The following is a 16,855-nucleotide window of genomic DNA, read 5'->3' as shown; positions in this document are numbered from 1 at the left end:
AATAAATAATTAAGCCTCAAACACCCAAATAAAGTACTACATTTTATTGGTAAATCACCTTTTTTGCTGAAAGCAAAGTGTTTTTCATCAAGGAAACAATCGTCATTGGTCCTACTCCTTTAGGAACTGGCGTGATGAAAGAGCACTTCGGAGCAACTTCATCAAATTTCACATCACCTTTCAAAGCAAAACCAGACTTCTTAGTTGGGTCTTCTACTCTAGTCAAACCTACATCAATTACTACAGCGCCATCTTTAACATATTCAGCTGTGATAAACTCTGCACGACCCAAAGCTGCAATTAAAATATCAGCACTAGCACAAACAGCTGGTAAATCTTTCGTTTTTGAATGCGTAAGTGTTACTGTACAATTACCAATTTTAGTATTGCGTTGCATCAAAATAGACATCGGTAAGCCTACAATCTGGCTACGACCCACCACAACACAATGTTTTCCAGAAGTTTCAATATTATAATACGCCAATAAATCTAATACTCCTTGAGGCGTCGCAGAAATATAAGCAGGAAGACCTTTTGCCATTCTACCAATATTGATTGGATGAAAACCATCAACATCTTTACTTGGCGCAATCGTTTCCATTACTTTATCGGGATTGATATGGTCTGGAAGTGGTAATTGAACAATTAATCCATCCATATCATCATTATCATTTACTTTTTGTACTTCAGCCAATAATTCAGCTTCAGTAATACTTGGGTCGAAACGAAGTAATGTTGAATTAAATCCTAATTCTTGACAAGATTTTACTTTGTTGGCAACATAGGTTTCAGAAGCACCATTATTTCCTACCAAAATGGCTACTAAATGTGGTGTTTTACCACCAGATGCTTTGATTTCAGCTACTTCCAATGCGATTTCTTTCTTGATTTCGTCAGCAACTGCTTTCCCGTCTATAATTTGCATGGTTCTGTTTTTTGTAATTTTGAAGCCACAAAATTACGGCTAGTTTTTGGTTAAGCAAAAGAATTTGGTTTATCTGTACGCTACATCTCAATCATTTACCAGAATATCCCACAATTTAGCCAAGCCAACACTGCCTACATATTCAATAAAAGCCATGTTTTTTCGGGTGGCTGTTTCTGGTTTTTTGGGGTCGATAATATAAATAGGCACAAAACCTGCCACATAATTTACCAAACCAGCCGCAGGATATACTTGTAAAGAAGTACCAACAACCACAAAAATATCTGCACTTTCAACAATTTCAATGGCATCATGTATTAAAGGGACATCTTCATGAAACCAAACAATATGTGGACGAAGCTGAGAACCTTTTTCACATTTATCACCTAAATTAATTGCTTTAGTGCCGATTTCATAGACCAAATTTTCATCAACGCTAGAACGAGCTTTCGTTAATTCGCCATGAAGATGAAGTACATTGCTTGAACCAGCACGTTCATGAAGGTTATCTACATTTTGTGTGATGATTTGTATGTCATAATATTTTTCTAAACGAGCCAAAATTTTATGTCCTTCATTCGGTTCAACATGGTCTAATTTAGCTCTTCGTTCGTTATAAAAGCGTAGCACTAATTCAGGATTTTTCTTGAAGCCTTGCGGAGTAGCCACATCTTCAATGGCATGGTTTTCCCAAAGTCCATCCGATGCTCTGAAAGTAGGAATGCCACTTTCTGCTGAAATACCAGCACCAGTTAATACGACTAATTTCTTTTTGGTAGATTTCATCTTTGATTTTAAATTTAATTTTCAAATCAAAAAAAGGTCGCCAATCAAAAATCGACAACCTTTCTTTAAAATATTTAAGATTAAATGACATTCGTATAAATGACTTTCAAAAAGAATAATCACAAATCACTCATTCATTAAATTACTCAATTATTAAATTTACTTTTTCTTTCCTCTAGCAGAAGGAGCTGGTGCTTCTTCGCCTAGTTTGATACAATCCTCTAATGTTAAATCTTCTGGTTTGGTATCTTTTGGAATTTTGATATTTCTTTTCCCAATCTGAATGTATGGACCATACATTCCATTGACTACTTTAATTGAATCATTTTCAGGGAATTCTTTCAAGTATTTATTGGCTTCGCTATCACGCTTTTTAAGAATGATTTCTATCGCTCTTTCACTCGTAATAGTATCAATATTTTCGCCTCTTCCTAACGAGTAGAATTTACCATTATGTTTTACATAAGGACCAAATCTACCTTTGCCAGTTGTAATTGGCTCGCCTTCAAAAGTACCGATTGCACTGCCTACATCAACTTGACGTTTTTCTAAAATCAACTCAATCGCTCTTTCTTCAGTAACTGTAAAAGGGTCTTCAGTGGCTGGCAAACTGGTATATTTATCATCATGTCGAATATATGGTCCCATTTTACCGGCACCAATTACCATTGGTTTATCTTCAAAGAAACCTACTTCTCTCGGTAATTTTGGCAACTCCATCAGCGCCAAAGCCTCTTCTAAAGTAATCGTAGTTACTAACTGGTCTTTCTTAAGGTTGAAGTAAACAGGTTTTTCATCGTCTTTGGTTTTCGCTTCGCCTAATTGAACATAAGGTCCAAATTTACCTAATCTTACAGAAACAGGCTTTCCTGTTTTTGGGTCAATTCCTAAATCACGAGATGAACCTACTGTATTTCTATCAACACTTTTACTGTCTTCTATCGTTTGGTGGAACCCTTGATAAAAATTATCAATCATTTTCGACCATTCTACTTTTCCTTTGGCAATCTCATCGAATTCATCTTCCATATCAGCAGTAAATTTAAAATCTACTACTTCTTTGAAATTTTCAACTAAGAAATCATTTACCACCATTCCTACTGAAGTAGGGAAAAGTTTAGCTTTTTCTGTGCCGTAAGTTTCTTTACTTGTCTTTTCAGAAATTTTATTGTCTTTCAACACAATCTCCTTGAAACTACGCTCCTTGCCTTCTCTGTCTTCTTTTACAACATATTCACGCTTGATAATCGTTGAAATTGTTGGAGCATAAGTAGAAGGACGACCCACTCCTTTATCTTCTAAGGCTTTAACCAAACTAGCTTCTGTATAACGTGCTGGAGGACGAGAAAAACGCTCTGTTGCTTTTAAAGTATCTAAATTCAGGATTTGACCGATATTTAAAGGAGGTAACATTTTTGAATTATCCTCATCTTCTTCATCGTCTTTACTTTCTAAATATACTTTCAAGAAACCATCGAATTTAATAACTTCACCTTGAGCAATTAATTCTTCAGCAGTAGTTGAAATTCCGACAGTAGCCGTAGTTCTTTCTAATTGTGCATCTGCCATTTGTGAAGCGATAGCACGTTTCCAAATCAATTCATACAAACGTCTTTCTTTGGCATCGCCAACGATAGTACTCTCTGCAAAATCTGTCGGACGAATGGCTTCGTGAGCTTCCTGAGCCGATTCATCTTTTGTTTTATACTGACGAGTTTGTACATAATCAACACCATACGCATTGGTGATGGCTTCTTTTGCTTTGCCTATTGCTTCATCAGAAAGACTGGTTGAGTCAGTTCTCATGTAAGAAATCTTACCTGCCTCATACAGTTTCTGAGCATACATCATCGTTGATGCCACCGAATAACCTAATTTACGAGAAGCTTCTTGTTGTAAAGTAGAAGTGGTAAAAGGAGCAGTTGGAGATTTTTTAGCAGGTTTTGTTTCTAAATTCTTAATCTTGAATTCAGCACCAATACATTTTTCTAAAAATGCTTTCGCCAAGGCTTCTGTTTCAAAGTTCTTTGGTAATTCAGCCTGTAAGACTCTTCCGCCTGCTAAGGGAAATAAAGCAACGATTTTGAAAGAAGATTTTGAATCAAAATTTTCAATATCTCTTTCTCTTTCAACCACAATTCTTACTGCTACCGATTGAACTCTACCTGCTGATAAACCTTTTTTCACTTTCGACCAAAGTACTGGTGAAAGTTCAAAACCAATTAATCTATCCAATACACGACGAGCCTGCTGTGCATTTACCAAATCTACATCAATCGTTCTTGGATTTTGAATGGCATTTTGAATAGCCTTTTTCGTGATTTCACGAAAAACGATTCTTTTAGTACTGTCTGCAAGCCCAAGAGCTTCTTTTAAGTGCCATGAGATAGATTCACCTTCACGGTCATCATCCGTTGCCAGCCATACTTCATCTGCTGATTTAACGGCTGATTTAAGTTCGTTTACTACTTTTATCTTTTCTGGTGAGATAATATAAGTAGGTTTGAAACCATTTTTTATGTCGATGGCATCATTTTCTTTAGGTAAGTCTCGGACATGACCAAATGAAGATTTTACGGTAAAATCTTTTCCTAAATATCCCTCAATGGTCTTTGCCTTTGCTGGAGACTCTACTATTACTAAGTTTTTCGACATTAATTATTTTGATTGGTGGAGTAAACAATCGAAATTATTTACGAAATATTTATTCTTTAGGGCTAAAACCCTTCAATTTTGATGCCCTATGGGGTATAAAATGCTTGATAAGAAGACCACTACCTTTTATATTTTGCCAAATATATAAACTTCATTTCAAAATGTAGTCCATTTTTTTGATAACAGTCATAAAATTGCAGAATTCTATTATTTATTCGAAATGAAAATTAGACAACAGCCTACATTAATTTGACTGATTATATGAAATAAGTTTTAGAAAGCTTCATTTTTTTCTCCTTTATCTAAACAACAAAAAAGCCTGAGTGTATGCTCAGGCTTTTTTAATATATGCTATGCTATTATTTCACCAACTTGATGTGTGATGGAGAAAATTTAGTCAAATTGATACCTTCAACTGCTTTTACATATTCTTCGATAGTTGGAGTTCTACCAAGAACTGTAGAAAGAACTACTACTGGTGTTGATGAAAGTAAAGATTCTCCTTTTTTAGCATCTGTATCTTCCACAACTCTACCTTGGAACAAACGAGTAGAAGTAGCCATTACAGTATCGCCTTTAGCAGCTTTTTCTTGGTTACCCATACAAAGGTTACAACCAGGGCGCTCTAAGTATAACATTTTTTCGTAAGAAGTACGTGCTGCTGCTTTAGGGGCATTATCATCAAACTCAAAACCTGAGTATTTCTGTAATACTTCCCAGTCGCCTTCTGCTTTCAATTCATCTACTATATTGTAAGTTGGAGGAGCAACAACAAGTGGTGCTTGGAATTCTACTTTACCATTTTGAGCTTCAATGTTTTTAAGCATTTGCGCCAAAATTTTCATATCGCCTTTGTGAACCATACAAGAACCAATAAAGCCAAGATCTACTTTTTTATCGCCACCATAATAAGACAATGGTCTGATAGTATCGTGAGTATATCTCTTTGAAACATCTGCATTGTTTACATCTGGGTCAGCAATCATTGGTTCAGCGATTAGGTCTAAGTCAACCACTACCTCAGCATAATATTTTGCATTAGCATCAGGTCTAAGCGCTGGTTTTTCACCCGATTGAATTTCAGCAATTCTCTTGTTCGCTTTATCAATCAATCCTTGAAGCACTTGGTTTTTATTGTCCATGCCCTTATCAATCATGATTTGGATTCTGCTTTTCGCAATTTCCAATGATTCAATCAAAGTAGCATCTTCAGAAATACAGATAGAAGCTTTTGCTTTCATTTCCGCAGACCAGTCTGTAAATGTAAAGGCTTGGTCAGCAGTAAGCGTACCAATATGAACCTCAATAATTCTACCTTGGAACACGTTTTCTCCACCAAACTGTTGAAGCATTTGTGATTGAGTAGCGTGAACAACATCACGGAAGTCCATATATTCTTTCATGCTACCTTTAAAAGTAACTTTTACAGAATCAGGAATTGGCATAGAAGCCTCACCAGTAGCAAGTGCCAAAGCAACCGTTCCAGAGTCAGCACCAAAAGCAACACCTTTCGACATACGAGTATGCGAGTCACCACCGATGATAATTGCCCAATCGTCAACAGTAATATCATTCAATACTTTGTGAATTACGTCCGTCATTGAGTGATAAACACCTTTAGGGTCACGAGCAGTAATCAAACCAAAATCATTCATGAATTTCATCAATTTTGGAATGTTAGCTTGCGCTTTTTTATCCCAAACTGAAGCTGTATGACAACCAGATTGATAAGCACCATCAACCGTAGTAGAAATAACAGTTGCTGCCATTGACTCTAATTCTTGGGCTGTCATTAAACCAGTAGTATCTTGAGAACCTACGATATTTACTAGCACACGAACATCAGAACCTGCATGTAAAACTTTGCCCGGTGTAGAACCTACTGCGTTTCTGTTGAAGATTTTTTCAACCGCTGTAAGCCCTTGTCCTTCATGAGAAACTTCTTTAGAAGGAGCAAATACTGGCGCAATAGCAATACCTAATAATTGAGAAGCGAATGTTTGGATTTTCTTACCAAATACAATGGCATAAGAACCACCTGCTTTGATAAATTCCAATTTTTGAGGAGTGAAAGATCTTGAAATATCAATCAACTCTTGCTCGCCATTGTATAATTTTTTCGTTTTTGTATTAATCGTAAGTACAGTACCTGTAGCCACAGAATAAGCTTGTTCAAGAATAGGTTCGTTATTTTCGTTACGAACAACTTTACCGTCTGCATCTACTTTTTTAACCCAGTTTTTAAGGTCAATTCCGATACCTCCAGTTACATCAACTGTTGTAAGGAAAATTGGAGAAATACCATTTGTACCACCTACAATTGGAGCAAAGTTCACAAAAGGAATGTAAGGGCTTGCTTGCTTACCTGTCCAAAGTGCCACGTTATTTACGCCAGACATTCTTGATGAACCTACGCCCATTGTTCCTTTCTCAGCAATTAACATCACAGATTTGTCTGGGTGCTGAGCTTTTAATGCTTCGATTTCATCTTGAGCAGCTGGAGAAATCATACATTTTCCGTGCAATTCACGGTCAGAACGTGAGTGAGCTTGGTTTCCTGGAGAAAGTAAATCTGTTGAAATATCACCTTCGCCTGCGATAAATGTAACTACTTTAATTTCTTCAGGTATTTCTGGAAGTTTCGTGAAAAACTCTGCTTTAGCGTAACTTTCGATGATTTCTTTTGCTGTTGCATTACCACTTTCAAAAGCATCTTTCAGGCGTTTTAAATCTGCGTCGTATAAGTAAACTTGCGTTTTCAATACATCCCCAGCTTGTTTTGCAATAGCAACGTCATCTCCTAAAGCCAAATCTAATAATACTTCAATTGAAGAGCCACCTTTCATGTGTGACAACAATTCGAAAGCAAAATCAGGTGTTATTTCTTCTACAACAGACTGACCAAGTATAATCTCTTTTAAAAACTTAGCCTTTACACCAGCCGCAGGAGTAGTTCCTGGCAAAGTGTTATAAATGAAAAACTGAAGTGAATCAGCACGGTGTTCCTTGCCCAAAACTTTAATTTGTTCAATGATTTCGCTTACCAATTCAGCACTATCAATTGGCTTAGGATGAAGTCCTTGTGTTTTTCTTTCCTCGATTTCTTTAAGGTAATCGTTATAAAAGTTCATATTGAATTATTTACAGTTATTATAGTATTTATCCTTGAGTATTTTTATATTAACAAACTTCTCGTCAGAAGGTAAAATAGCGTTTTTCTGTGAAAATCTGTCTCACAAATTTATAAAAAGCAACTTCGAATTAAAAATTTTTTATCGAATAGGCGTTTTTAACATATATTTTCTTTGATTTGTATAATTTTTATTTGTTTTATTAGATAATTAAGAGGATTAGCATAAGATTCATCCTAAATCCTAATCAAGAATAAAACCTTATTATGTTATAATCTACTTTTTTTGCCGTTGTCAGTATGCTCACAGGTTGCAAAGAACTTAAAATATTTGAAATTTGTTTCTCTTATATTGAAAATAGTAATTAGATTATTTAGATTTATAAATAAATCCTTATTCTTTAATCTTAAAGTTTCAAGAATTCTTAAAAAAAAACATACTATGGCTTTTGACATTGAAATGATTAAAGCAGTTTACGAACGTATGCCAGCTCGTGTTGAGGCAGCCCGTAAACTTGTCGGCAGACCGCTTACTTTAACTGAGAAAATCCTTTATTCTCACTTGTGGGAAGGTACTCCTACAAGTACTTTTAAAAGAGGTGTTTCTTATGTTGATTTTGCTCCAGACCGTGTAGCCATGCAAGATGCCACTGCACAAATGGCTCTTTTACAATTTATGCAGGCTGGTCGCCCAAAAGTAGCAGTTCCTTCTACTGTTCACTGCGATCACTTAATTGAAGCTAAAGTAGAATCAAAAACTGACCTTTCAGTTGCAGTTAATAAAAATAAAGAAGTTTATGACTTCCTTTCTTCAGTTTCAGATAAATATGGTTTAGGTTTCTGGAAACCCGGTGCAGGTATTATTCACCAAGTAGTATTAGAAAATTACGCTTTTCCGGGCGGTATGATGATTGGTACTGACTCACATACGGTAAATGCTGGTGGTTTGGGTATGATTGCCATTGGTGTGGGTGGTGCTGATGCTTGTGACGTAATGGCTGGCTTAGCTTGGGAATTGAAATTCCCTAAACTTATCGGTGTTAAGTTAACTGGTAAATTAAACGGTTGGACTTCTGCAAAAGACGTAATCTTGAAAGTAGCAGGTATCCTTACAGTAAAAGGTGGTACTGGTGCTGTAGTAGAATATTTTGGCGAAGGCGTTACTTCAATGTCGTGTACAGGTAAGGGTACAATTGCTAACATGGGTGCTGAAATCGGTGCTACTACTTCAACTTTTGGTTATGATGAATCTATGGCTCGCTACTTAGCTTCAACAGGTCGTGCTGATGTGGCTGCTTTAGCTGATGCAGTAAAAGAACATTTAACTGCTGACCCAGAAGTTTATGCTGACCCAGCTACTTATTTCGACCAAGTAATTGAAATTGATTTAGATACTTTAGAACCGCATTTGAATGGTCCTTTCACACCAGATTTAGCAACGCCTATTTCTAAAATGAAAGAATTAGCCGAGAAAAACGGCTGGCCAACCAAAGTAGAAGTTGGTTTGATTGGTTCTTGTACCAACTCATCTTATGAAGATATTTCTCGTGCAGCTTCTTTAGCAAGACAAGTAGCGGCAAAAGGCTTAAAAACAAAAGCAGAATATACAATCACTCCGGGTTCTGAACAAGTACGTTATACTATTGAACGTGATGGTTTTATTGATACTTTCGAGAGCATTGGCGGTAAAGTATTCTCTAATGCTTGTGGCCCTTGTATTGGTCAGTGGGCTCGTCCGGGTGCTGAGAAGGGTGAGAAAAACACAATCGTTCACTCTTTCAACCGTAACTTCGCAAAACGTGCCGATGGTAACCCAAATACTTATGCTTTCGTAGGTTCTCCTGAATTAGTAACTGCTTTGGCGATTGCAGGTGATTTAACTTTCAATCCTTTAACAGATTATTTAACTAATGAAGCTGGCGAGCAAGTAAAATTAGACGCTCCAACAGGTGATGAATTACCAACTAAAGGATTCGCCGTAGAAGATGCTGGTTACCAAGCTCCTGCTGAAGATGGTTCTTCAGTAGAAGTAAAAGTTTCACCAACGTCTGACCGTCTTCAATTGTTAGACCCATTCAAAGCTTGGGAAGGCACAGACCTTAAAGGTTTGAAATTATTAATAAAAGCGAAAGGGAAATGTACTACTGACCATATCTCAATGGCTGGTCCTTGGTTGAAATATCGTGGACACTTAGATAATATTTCTAACAACATGTTGATTGGTGCGTTGAATTACTTCAACGAAAAAACAGACAACGTTAAGAACCAATTAATCGGTGAATACGGTCCAGTTCCTGCAACGCAACGTGCTTATAAAGCTGCTGGTATCGGAACAATCGTAGTGGGTGATTCAAATTACGGAGAAGGTTCTTCTCGTGAACATGCAGCGATGGAACCTCGCCACTTAGGGGTTCGTGTAGTATTAGTAAAATCTTTTGCTCGTATTCACGAAACTAACTTGAAGAAACAAGGAATGTTGGCGATTACTTTTGCCAATGAAGCAGATTATGACTTAATCCAAGAAGACGATTCTATCGACATCATTGGTTTAACAACATTTGCTCCGGGTGTTCAATTGCAAGTAGTTTTGAACCACGCAGACGGTTCAAGCGATACAATTGCAGTAAATCACTCTTACAACGACCAACAAATTGAATGGTTTAAAGCAGGTGGTGCATTGAATATCATTCGTGCTAATTTAGGGAAATAATTATTACATCAATATGCAAAACAGCCTTCATCAAGTAAAATTGTTGAAGGCTGTTTTTGTTTTGATTAATTTTATACCGACATCATTTCAATAAACTCTTTTTCTCCAATTATTTTAACATTATATCCTTCTAATGCCAGTTGTTCAGCTTTTTGAATTTTCGAAGACTTAGTTCTATTAATGTCGTACTGACCAACAACAAGATATTTTGTTCTACTACTGACAAATTGAGCAGGAAACCCTCCTATTTTTTTCACCAAAGCCTCAGCTTCTTTTCTGACAAAATACTCTAATGTTCCAGTAAAAACTACTTCTTTTTTTCTAAAAGGATTATTTAAGCACTCATTGATAGTTCCTTCAAAAACCTTCTTGATTGTCTTTACCCTAGAGGAACGTTTAATTTGTAGCCTGCTAGATTTATAATATTGAATTTCTTGAATACTTGATAAAGAAAGTACGTTTAACACTTTAAGCACCAACTGAGCACAAGCTTCAGCATCGGCTAAAGCATCATGATGGTTAAAACTATAATTATCAAGTTTAGATTTCACCAAAGTACTTAACCCATAACCCCTCTCGTTGTGCCATGCCATTCTTGACAAAGCAATCGAACACATCCTTGTAAACTTTATTGGCTTAATATTATAATGCGAACAAACACTATTTAGTACTCCAAAATCAAAACTCGCATTATGCGCAATGACTACTTGGTTCTCTAAAAGTGGTTTTAATTCATCCCATATTTCGTCAAAAGCAGGTTTATCTACCAAATCCATTAATTCAATTTTATGGACCTTATTTTGATAAAAACCCATTTCAAAAGGCGTTGGTTTTATTAACCATTCTCTTCTTTCAACAATAACGCCACTTTCCACTTTCACAAGCCCTAAAGCACAAGCACTACTTTGAGCGTTATTAGCAGTTTCAAAATCTATTGCAACAAAATTCATTTTATGATATTTATAATTATTGATAGGTCTAATGATTTTAATCAGGACTAATTTACTAATTAAAACATAAAAAGCCTTTTTTAGGATCACATAATCATAAAAGTATCAGATTTATGATTAAAAAGATCTCCAAGAATTTGCAAATATTGATGCTGAACAAAAAGATTTTGAGTATTACAGAAAGTTTTTGGGGAAGAAATTATTACCTTGAGGAAAAATCAAGGTAAAGCTCATGAATTTCAAAAAAGCTTGAGATTGCCGTTTTAGAAGAAGAAATTATATGGATTCATTTCAAATTAAATTAACATCTGGGGAAACCAGAAAAATGATAGGAATACCTGATACGTGCCCTTTCTGTTTCCAAAAAATAACTCCAAATATTTATATTGGAACTACAATTATTGACCATAATATTGCTGAGGTCTTCATGAAGTGTCCAAATACAAAATGTAACAAAACATTTATTGGAAATTATAGCTTCGACTCATATTATGGTTCTTATAATTTGAATGGGCTTTCATTTCTTCAAAATTTAAATCGAAAGAGTTTTAATGACACTATAACTGAAGTTTCTCCATCATTTGAATCTATTTATAATCAGGCTTTTCAAGCAGAGCAAATGGAATTAATTGATATTTGTGGGATTGGTTATAGAAAAGCTCTTGAGTTTTTAATTAAAGACTATTTGATTTCAAAGCACCCTGAAAAAGAAGAAGATATTAAAAAAGCTCTTCTTGGAAATTGTATCAAACAATGGATTGACAATCCAAGGTTAAAAAAAGTTGCTGAAAGGGCCGTTTGGTTAGGAAATGATGAAACACATTATATCAGGAAATGGGAAAGTAAGAGTATTCATGACTTAAAAACTCTAATAGATATTACAGTAAGTTATTTAGAAGCTGAATTACTTGCTGATAAATATGAGGCTGAAATGCCTAATTAATTCTGTGTTAATTAAGTATAAGTATCACAGGGTATCTACAGTGTTTAATTTATCAGAGATTAATAAAAAAAATATGAAAAATTGGTATTCTCATTGGATTGTAACTTTGATTATTATTCTATTAGGAATCTCATTCATTTTCTACTTCCCTATTTTTTATGTTGACATTTTATGCCAGCGATTTCCAGCACTCAATTTAGAACCATACGGAACAATTGGAGATACAATTGGTGGTATGACTGGCCCTTTTATTAACCTAGCTGGTGCGATACTTGTATATGTAGCTTTTAACGAGCAGAGGAAATCAAATTTACAAATTGAAGAAACACATAAATTTGATTATTTAGTTCAACAGATTGATAAATTGGAAAGTATAGTTATTGATAATGAAAAATTTGATATTTCAAAAATCAAAGATAACATTAAACAGTGTTTGGATAATTTAGAAATCACAACACCTGAAGAAAGAGATGTTGAAATATTTGCTGGACTCAAAGGGCCAGCAATATCATTTTATAACCAAAAATATACTTTATCAGAATATGATTTGTCAAAAATATTTCTAATAGAATACATGATTAGTAACATATTAGAAGATTTTCCAGTGTTTGAATTTGATGACAAAAAAAATGTATCACTATTCAAGCGATTTCTTAATATATATTTACTAATTGCTTCAATTGGATTAGATGATATAATAAAAGCTTTGAGAAATGTTGACGTTAAACATCTATCCAAAACGATTCAAAGTGAAAAGGAAATTATTAAGTTATCTGAAGAAAACAATAAAAAAATACATGAAATTTCAGATAGGTTAAAGAAAAAATAGCTTGCCAAAATAACTGCCTAATCCTGCCATATCAGCAGGATTTTTTTTTCTGTTATCTGTTCTGTTGGGAGAAATTTACTTTTATACGGACTCTACTTTTTTCCTTAGTATCCATATTATAAGCCCAAAATTTGATGTATCATCCAGATTTTCCGCTGGATTTCACTAATGATGGTGGTACTAATAGGTGACTTTTCTTTTCTGATTTATCCTCAATCATTTTTTGTAAATCTAAGTGCCATTTTACTGCCATTGCCCTTTTTTTAGGGCTATTAAAGAGTAAAAAGCCCTCAAATATTATCTGAGGGCTTTCTTATAACAAAACAAAACCACAAGAAACCAAACTTGTGGTTCACAAAGATATTGAATATTTCTTACAAAAGCCGTTAGCGAATTGTTGCTAATAAAAAATTGGGATAAGAAACAATATAGTTCCCTGTAAAATATAAAAAGTTGCCCGCCATAAGCAGACAACTTTCCTTCTGAAACAAAACCACAAGAACCATTACTTGTGGTAAAGTTTTAATATTTTATGCTTCAGCAATGAATTCATCGTGTTGAGAAATATCTAAACCAACTCTTTCTTCTTCTTCAGTTACACGTAATGGAATAATTTTATCTGTAATGAATAATAAGAAATATGAAAGACCAAATGCGAAAGCTGAAACAACTACAAGAGCTACCAAGTGCTTAATAAATAAAGCAGGGTCTCCAGTAATAAACAAACCTTGTTCAGTATCAACTACAGCTCCGTTAACAGCTTTAGAAGCAAACAAACCTGTCATTACCATACCTACCATACCACCTACACCATGGCAAGGGAATACATCTAAAGTATCATCTAATTTAGAATTTGCTCTCCAGTGTGCTGCAATGTTTGAAATAATCGCTGCAATAGTACCGATAGTAATAGCTGCTGTTACAGAAACAAAACCAGAAGCAGGAGTAATAGCTACTAAACCTACAACCGCACCAATACTGAAACCTAAAGCAGATACTTTACGACCACGAGTTACATCAAATAAAATCCAAGAAAGACCTGCAGAAGCTGCCGCTACGTGAGTAGTTGCGAAAGCTGATACTGCTAATGGACTAGCACCTACTGCTGAACCAGCATTGAAACCAAACCAACCGAACCAAAGTAAACCAGTACCTAATAATACGTAAGGAATATTTGCTGGAGGAAGAATGTTCGCTTCAACGTGTGATTTACGACGTTTCAAGTATAATGCACCAGCTAAAGCAGCCCAACCAGCACTCATGTGTACAACAGTACCACCAGCGAAGTCAAGAACACCATATTTGAACAACCAACCTTCTGGATGCCAAGTCCAGTGTGCTAATGGAGCATAAACTACTACACAGAAAAGCACCATAAACAATACAAATGCACGGAAGTTAATACGTTCTGCTAAAGCACCAGAAATAAGCGCTGGTGTAATTACAGCGAATTTCATTTGGAAAAATGCAAACAATGCAAATGGAATTGTAGCTGCTAATGGCCAAGGCTTACCATCAAATACTCCTTGGAACATGAAGAAAGTAGTTGGGTTACCAACAAAACCACCGATAGTATCACCGAAAGCTAAACTGAAACCAAATACTACCCAGATTACAGTAATAACACCCATTGCAATGAAAGATTGCAACATCGTTGAAATTACGTTTTTGTGGTTAACCATACCTCCGTAGAAGTAAGCCAAACCTGGTGTCATTAATAATACTAAACCAGAAGATACTAGCATCCAAGCAGTATCACCTGTATCAATGCCTTCTGTTACTGCAGCACCCGGCGCAGGAACAAAAGCCGCTGCAATAGCGATAATAAGCAAAATAAGAATTGGAATAAATGTTGGTTTTTGTGTCATTGTGATTAGTGTTTTAGGGGTTTATTATGGAATTGTTTACAGAAACTAAACTACTCATAATCAGCTACGATATAGCTGACTATGAGTAAAATTATCATTAAAACTTATAAATCATTGCCCAAGTAAAGGTAGATTGAGATTTAGTATCTTTACCATCACCATCTACGAAGAAGTTTTTGTCGAAAGAATCAACTCTGAATTCTGGTTTCAATAACAAATGTCCGTCAGCTACAGTGAAAGATGGAGTGATAGTGAATGAATTTACTGTTACACCTGTTTTAGAACCATCTGTATTTGTTATTACAAGACCAGTAACAGCATTTGTGTTAGAGAAAGATTCATATCTAGCGCCTAAGCTGAATGTACTTGTAAAATCATATTTTGGATATACTGCAAATCCTCCCCAAGTTTTGCCATCACCAGCAGCGTAGTTTTGCTTACCAGTTGCTGCATTTAAACCTAATAAGAATTTCTCAGTTACTTGATAAGTAGTTGACAAATCTAACAAATTGTATGTTCCAGCATCTGTAGTACCAGTAGTTGCATCTTTAGTATTACGGTTTGCAGTGATTCCGTTTACATATACGTTCCATCCGCTAACTGGTTGAACAAATACTTGAGCAATTAAACCTGGTTTCTCGTTGTTGCTGTAAAGTTGGTCAACACCATTTACAATACCGCCCATTAAAGCAAATTTATCAGATACTGCGTAAGCTGCCTTAACACCAACATGGTAGAATGGACCATTGTTGAATAAGTTTGAAAGTGAGTAGTGATAGTTTACTGGAGCATCAATTACTTCATAACCGATGTGTGTACCAAACTGACCAGCAGTCAATGTTAATTTATCTGTAGCCTTCCAGTTGAAATAAGCTTGTTTGATAACTAAAGAAGAACCATTTCCTAATGGACCCAATGCGTTACCGTAGTTACCTAAGTCAGCGTTTGGACCGAATGCCAAGTCAACAACTACATCAGACTTAGCTGTTGCATATCCAATTTTAGTTTGAACAAGACCCAATGAAAATCCAGTTTTTTGATCAAATGCTCTAGCTGTTCCAGATGCACCTGTGTTTTTCATATCTCTAGGGTTATTGAAGTTTGCTAAGTAGTAAGAATCAATGTACCCAGAGAAAGTAAACTTACCTTTGTCTTCCTCCTTATCTTGAGAAAATGCAGGAACTGCTAAAAACAAAGAAAATAACGTGATTAAGGTTTTTTTCATAATAATCTTTGGTTGAATGTTTAAATATTAATGCTTGATTACATTGCAAATATTATAGGTAATATTTACTATTCCAAATTTTATGTGCAAATTTTTAACCTATTTTGGGCTTTTTTTCAAAAAATAGTACAAAACAGGCATAATTTAAACCATATATCTCAAAATAAAGTCAATATTTTTAATCAACAAGTTCATTTTTAACATATTCTGAAATATCGACCAAAAACCAAATATTCTTAAAGTAAAATATCCAGAAAAAATATAATTTTTCCAATAAAAAAACCCTGACTTATTACTAAATCAGGGCTTTGAAATGATTGAAAAATTAACTACTCAGCGTGTAACCATGCCTTTTTCGCATAAAGTGTTTCTTCGTCTTCTTCATGGTCTGGATCAGGAACGCAACAATCTACTGGACAAACAGCAGCACATTGAGGCTCTTCATGGAAGCCCATACATTCAGTACATTTATCTGAAACGATGTAATAAAATTCATCTGAAATGGGTGTCATTGGGTCTTTCCCTCCAATAACAGAACCGTCTTCTAACTCAACGTCCACTAATTTGGTTCCTCCAGCCCAAGTCCATTCAACACCACCTTCATAAATTGCTGTATTAGGGCATTCTGGCTCGCAAGCACCGCAATTGATGCATTCTTCGGTTATGATAATTGCCATAAAAACTTCTTTTTAATTGTATATGCTTTCTTAAAATTGATTTAATACCTCTGTCAGAATCCAAAACATTGAATTTCCTTAAATCATTCACAAAATTAACAGTTAAACCTTGAATAGCCTATAAAGTTTAAAGACTATTGAAAAAAAATATTTCAAA

The 16,855-nt window shown here is 35.2% G+C and carries 11 protein-coding genes; 3 read left to right on the top strand and 8 right to left on the bottom strand.

The window, feature by feature from the left end; all coding sequences use genetic code 11:
- Positions 1-43 precede the first annotated feature (43 nt).
- The 4 genes from ABID42_RS10880 to ABID42_RS10865 all read right to left on the bottom strand — a co-directional run bounded on the left by ABID42_RS10880 (position 44) and on the right by ABID42_RS10865 (position 7,497).
- The gene (locus ABID42_RS10880; protein WP_323258968.1) at positions 44-925 is read right to left on the bottom strand and encodes a tetrahydrofolate dehydrogenase/cyclohydrolase catalytic domain-containing protein; all 882 of its coding nucleotides are present in this window, start codon (positions 923-925) and stop codon (positions 44-46) included.
- 87 nt (positions 926-1,012) lie between these two features.
- Positions 1,013-1,711: an SIR2 family NAD-dependent protein deacylase gene (locus ABID42_RS10875; protein ID WP_367283686.1), complete on the bottom strand. Its 699-nt coding sequence runs from the start codon at positions 1,709-1,711 to the stop codon at positions 1,013-1,015.
- Between the two features lie 159 nt (positions 1,712-1,870).
- Positions 1,871-4,366, bottom strand: a complete 2,496-nt coding sequence (topA, locus tag ABID42_RS10870; RefSeq protein ID WP_323258964.1) for a type I DNA topoisomerase — start codon at positions 4,364-4,366, stop codon at positions 1,871-1,873.
- Between the two features lie 359 nt (positions 4,367-4,725).
- Positions 4,726-7,497 (bottom strand): bifunctional aconitate hydratase 2/2-methylisocitrate dehydratase, encoded by a 2,772-nt coding sequence (locus ABID42_RS10865; protein WP_367283685.1) that lies wholly within the window; start codon positions 7,495-7,497, stop codon positions 4,726-4,728.
- Between the two features lie 441 nt (positions 7,498-7,938).
- Between ABID42_RS10865 and ABID42_RS10860 the strand changes: the two genes are divergently transcribed.
- Complete coding sequence (locus tag ABID42_RS10860) at positions 7,939-10,206, top strand: aconitate hydratase (protein WP_367283684.1); 2,268 nt, start codon at positions 7,939-7,941, stop codon at positions 10,204-10,206.
- Between the two features lie 71 nt (positions 10,207-10,277).
- Here ABID42_RS10860 and ABID42_RS10855 read toward each other — a convergent pair whose 3' ends face one another.
- Positions 10,278-11,156 carry an exonuclease domain-containing protein gene (locus ABID42_RS10855; protein WP_367283683.1) on the bottom strand — a complete coding sequence of 293 codons (879 nt, stop codon included), beginning with the start codon at positions 11,154-11,156 and terminating at the stop codon, positions 10,278-10,280.
- 280 nt (positions 11,157-11,436) lie between these two features.
- Between ABID42_RS10855 and ABID42_RS10850 the strand changes: the two genes are divergently transcribed.
- Together ABID42_RS10850 and ABID42_RS10845 are read left to right on the top strand one after the other, a co-directional pair.
- On the top strand, positions 11,437-12,099 hold the full coding sequence (locus ABID42_RS10850; protein WP_367283682.1) for a hypothetical protein: 663 nt from the start codon (positions 11,437-11,439) through the stop codon (positions 12,097-12,099).
- Positions 12,100-12,172: 73 nt separating this feature from the next.
- Entirely contained in the window at positions 12,173-12,928 is a 756-nt protein-coding gene (locus tag ABID42_RS10845; RefSeq protein WP_367283681.1) for a hypothetical protein, read from the top strand.
- Between the two features lie 530 nt (positions 12,929-13,458).
- Here ABID42_RS10845 and ABID42_RS10840 read toward each other — a convergent pair.
- The 3 genes from ABID42_RS10840 to ABID42_RS10830 form a co-directional block, all read right to left on the bottom strand.
- On the bottom strand, positions 13,459-14,796 hold the full coding sequence (locus tag ABID42_RS10840; RefSeq protein ID WP_323258939.1) for an ammonium transporter: 1,338 nt from the start codon (positions 14,794-14,796) through the stop codon (positions 13,459-13,461).
- A gap of 97 nt (positions 14,797-14,893) precedes the next feature.
- Complete coding sequence (locus ABID42_RS10835; protein WP_323258937.1) at positions 14,894-16,021, bottom strand: porin; 1,128 nt, start codon at positions 16,019-16,021, stop codon at positions 14,894-14,896.
- Positions 16,022-16,350: 329 nt separating this feature from the next.
- Complete coding sequence (locus ABID42_RS10830; RefSeq protein WP_184137806.1) at positions 16,351-16,698, bottom strand: 4Fe-4S dicluster domain-containing protein; 348 nt, start codon at positions 16,696-16,698, stop codon at positions 16,351-16,353.
- Positions 16,699-16,855: the final 157 nt, after the last annotated feature.

This window comes from Arcicella rosea (assembly GCF_040543805.1).
In the GTDB taxonomy this organism is placed as follows: Bacteria; Bacteroidota; Bacteroidia; order Cytophagales; family Spirosomataceae; genus Arcicella; species Arcicella rosea.
This window is presented reverse-complemented; position numbering and strand designations above follow the sequence as displayed.

Excerpts from the sequence above, each read along its gene's own strand:
- ABID42_RS10830 (WP_184137806.1), bottom strand. The coding sequence starts at position 16,698 with ATGGCAATTATCATAACCGAAGAATGCATCAATTGCGGTGCTTGCGAG.
- ABID42_RS10880 (WP_323258968.1), bottom strand. The coding sequence starts at position 925 with ATGCAAATTATAGACGGGAAAGCAGTTGCTGACGAAATCAAGAAAGAA.
- ABID42_RS10845 (WP_367283681.1), top strand. The coding sequence starts at position 12,173 with ATGAAAAATTGGTATTCTCATTGGATTGTAACTTTGATTATTATTCTA.
- ABID42_RS10865 (WP_367283685.1), bottom strand. The coding sequence starts at position 7,497 with ATGAACTTTTATAACGATTACCTTAAAGAAATCGAGGAAAGAAAAACA.
- ABID42_RS10855 (WP_367283683.1), bottom strand. The coding sequence starts at position 11,156 with ATGAATTTTGTTGCAATAGATTTTGAAACTGCTAATAACGCTCAAAGT.
- topA (WP_323258964.1), bottom strand. The coding sequence starts at position 4,366 with ATGTCGAAAAACTTAGTAATAGTAGAGTCTCCAGCAAAGGCAAAGACC.
- ABID42_RS10875 (WP_367283686.1), bottom strand. The coding sequence starts at position 1,711 with ATGAAATCTACCAAAAAGAAATTAGTCGTATTAACTGGTGCTGGTATT.
- ABID42_RS10840 (WP_323258939.1), bottom strand. The coding sequence starts at position 14,796 with ATGACACAAAAACCAACATTTATTCCAATTCTTATTTTGCTTATTATC.
- ABID42_RS10850 (WP_367283682.1), top strand. The coding sequence starts at position 11,437 with ATGGATTCATTTCAAATTAAATTAACATCTGGGGAAACCAGAAAAATG.
- ABID42_RS10835 (WP_323258937.1), bottom strand. The coding sequence starts at position 16,021 with ATGAAAAAAACCTTAATCACGTTATTTTCTTTGTTTTTAGCAGTTCCT.
- ABID42_RS10860 (WP_367283684.1), top strand. The coding sequence starts at position 7,939 with ATGGCTTTTGACATTGAAATGATTAAAGCAGTTTACGAACGTATGCCA.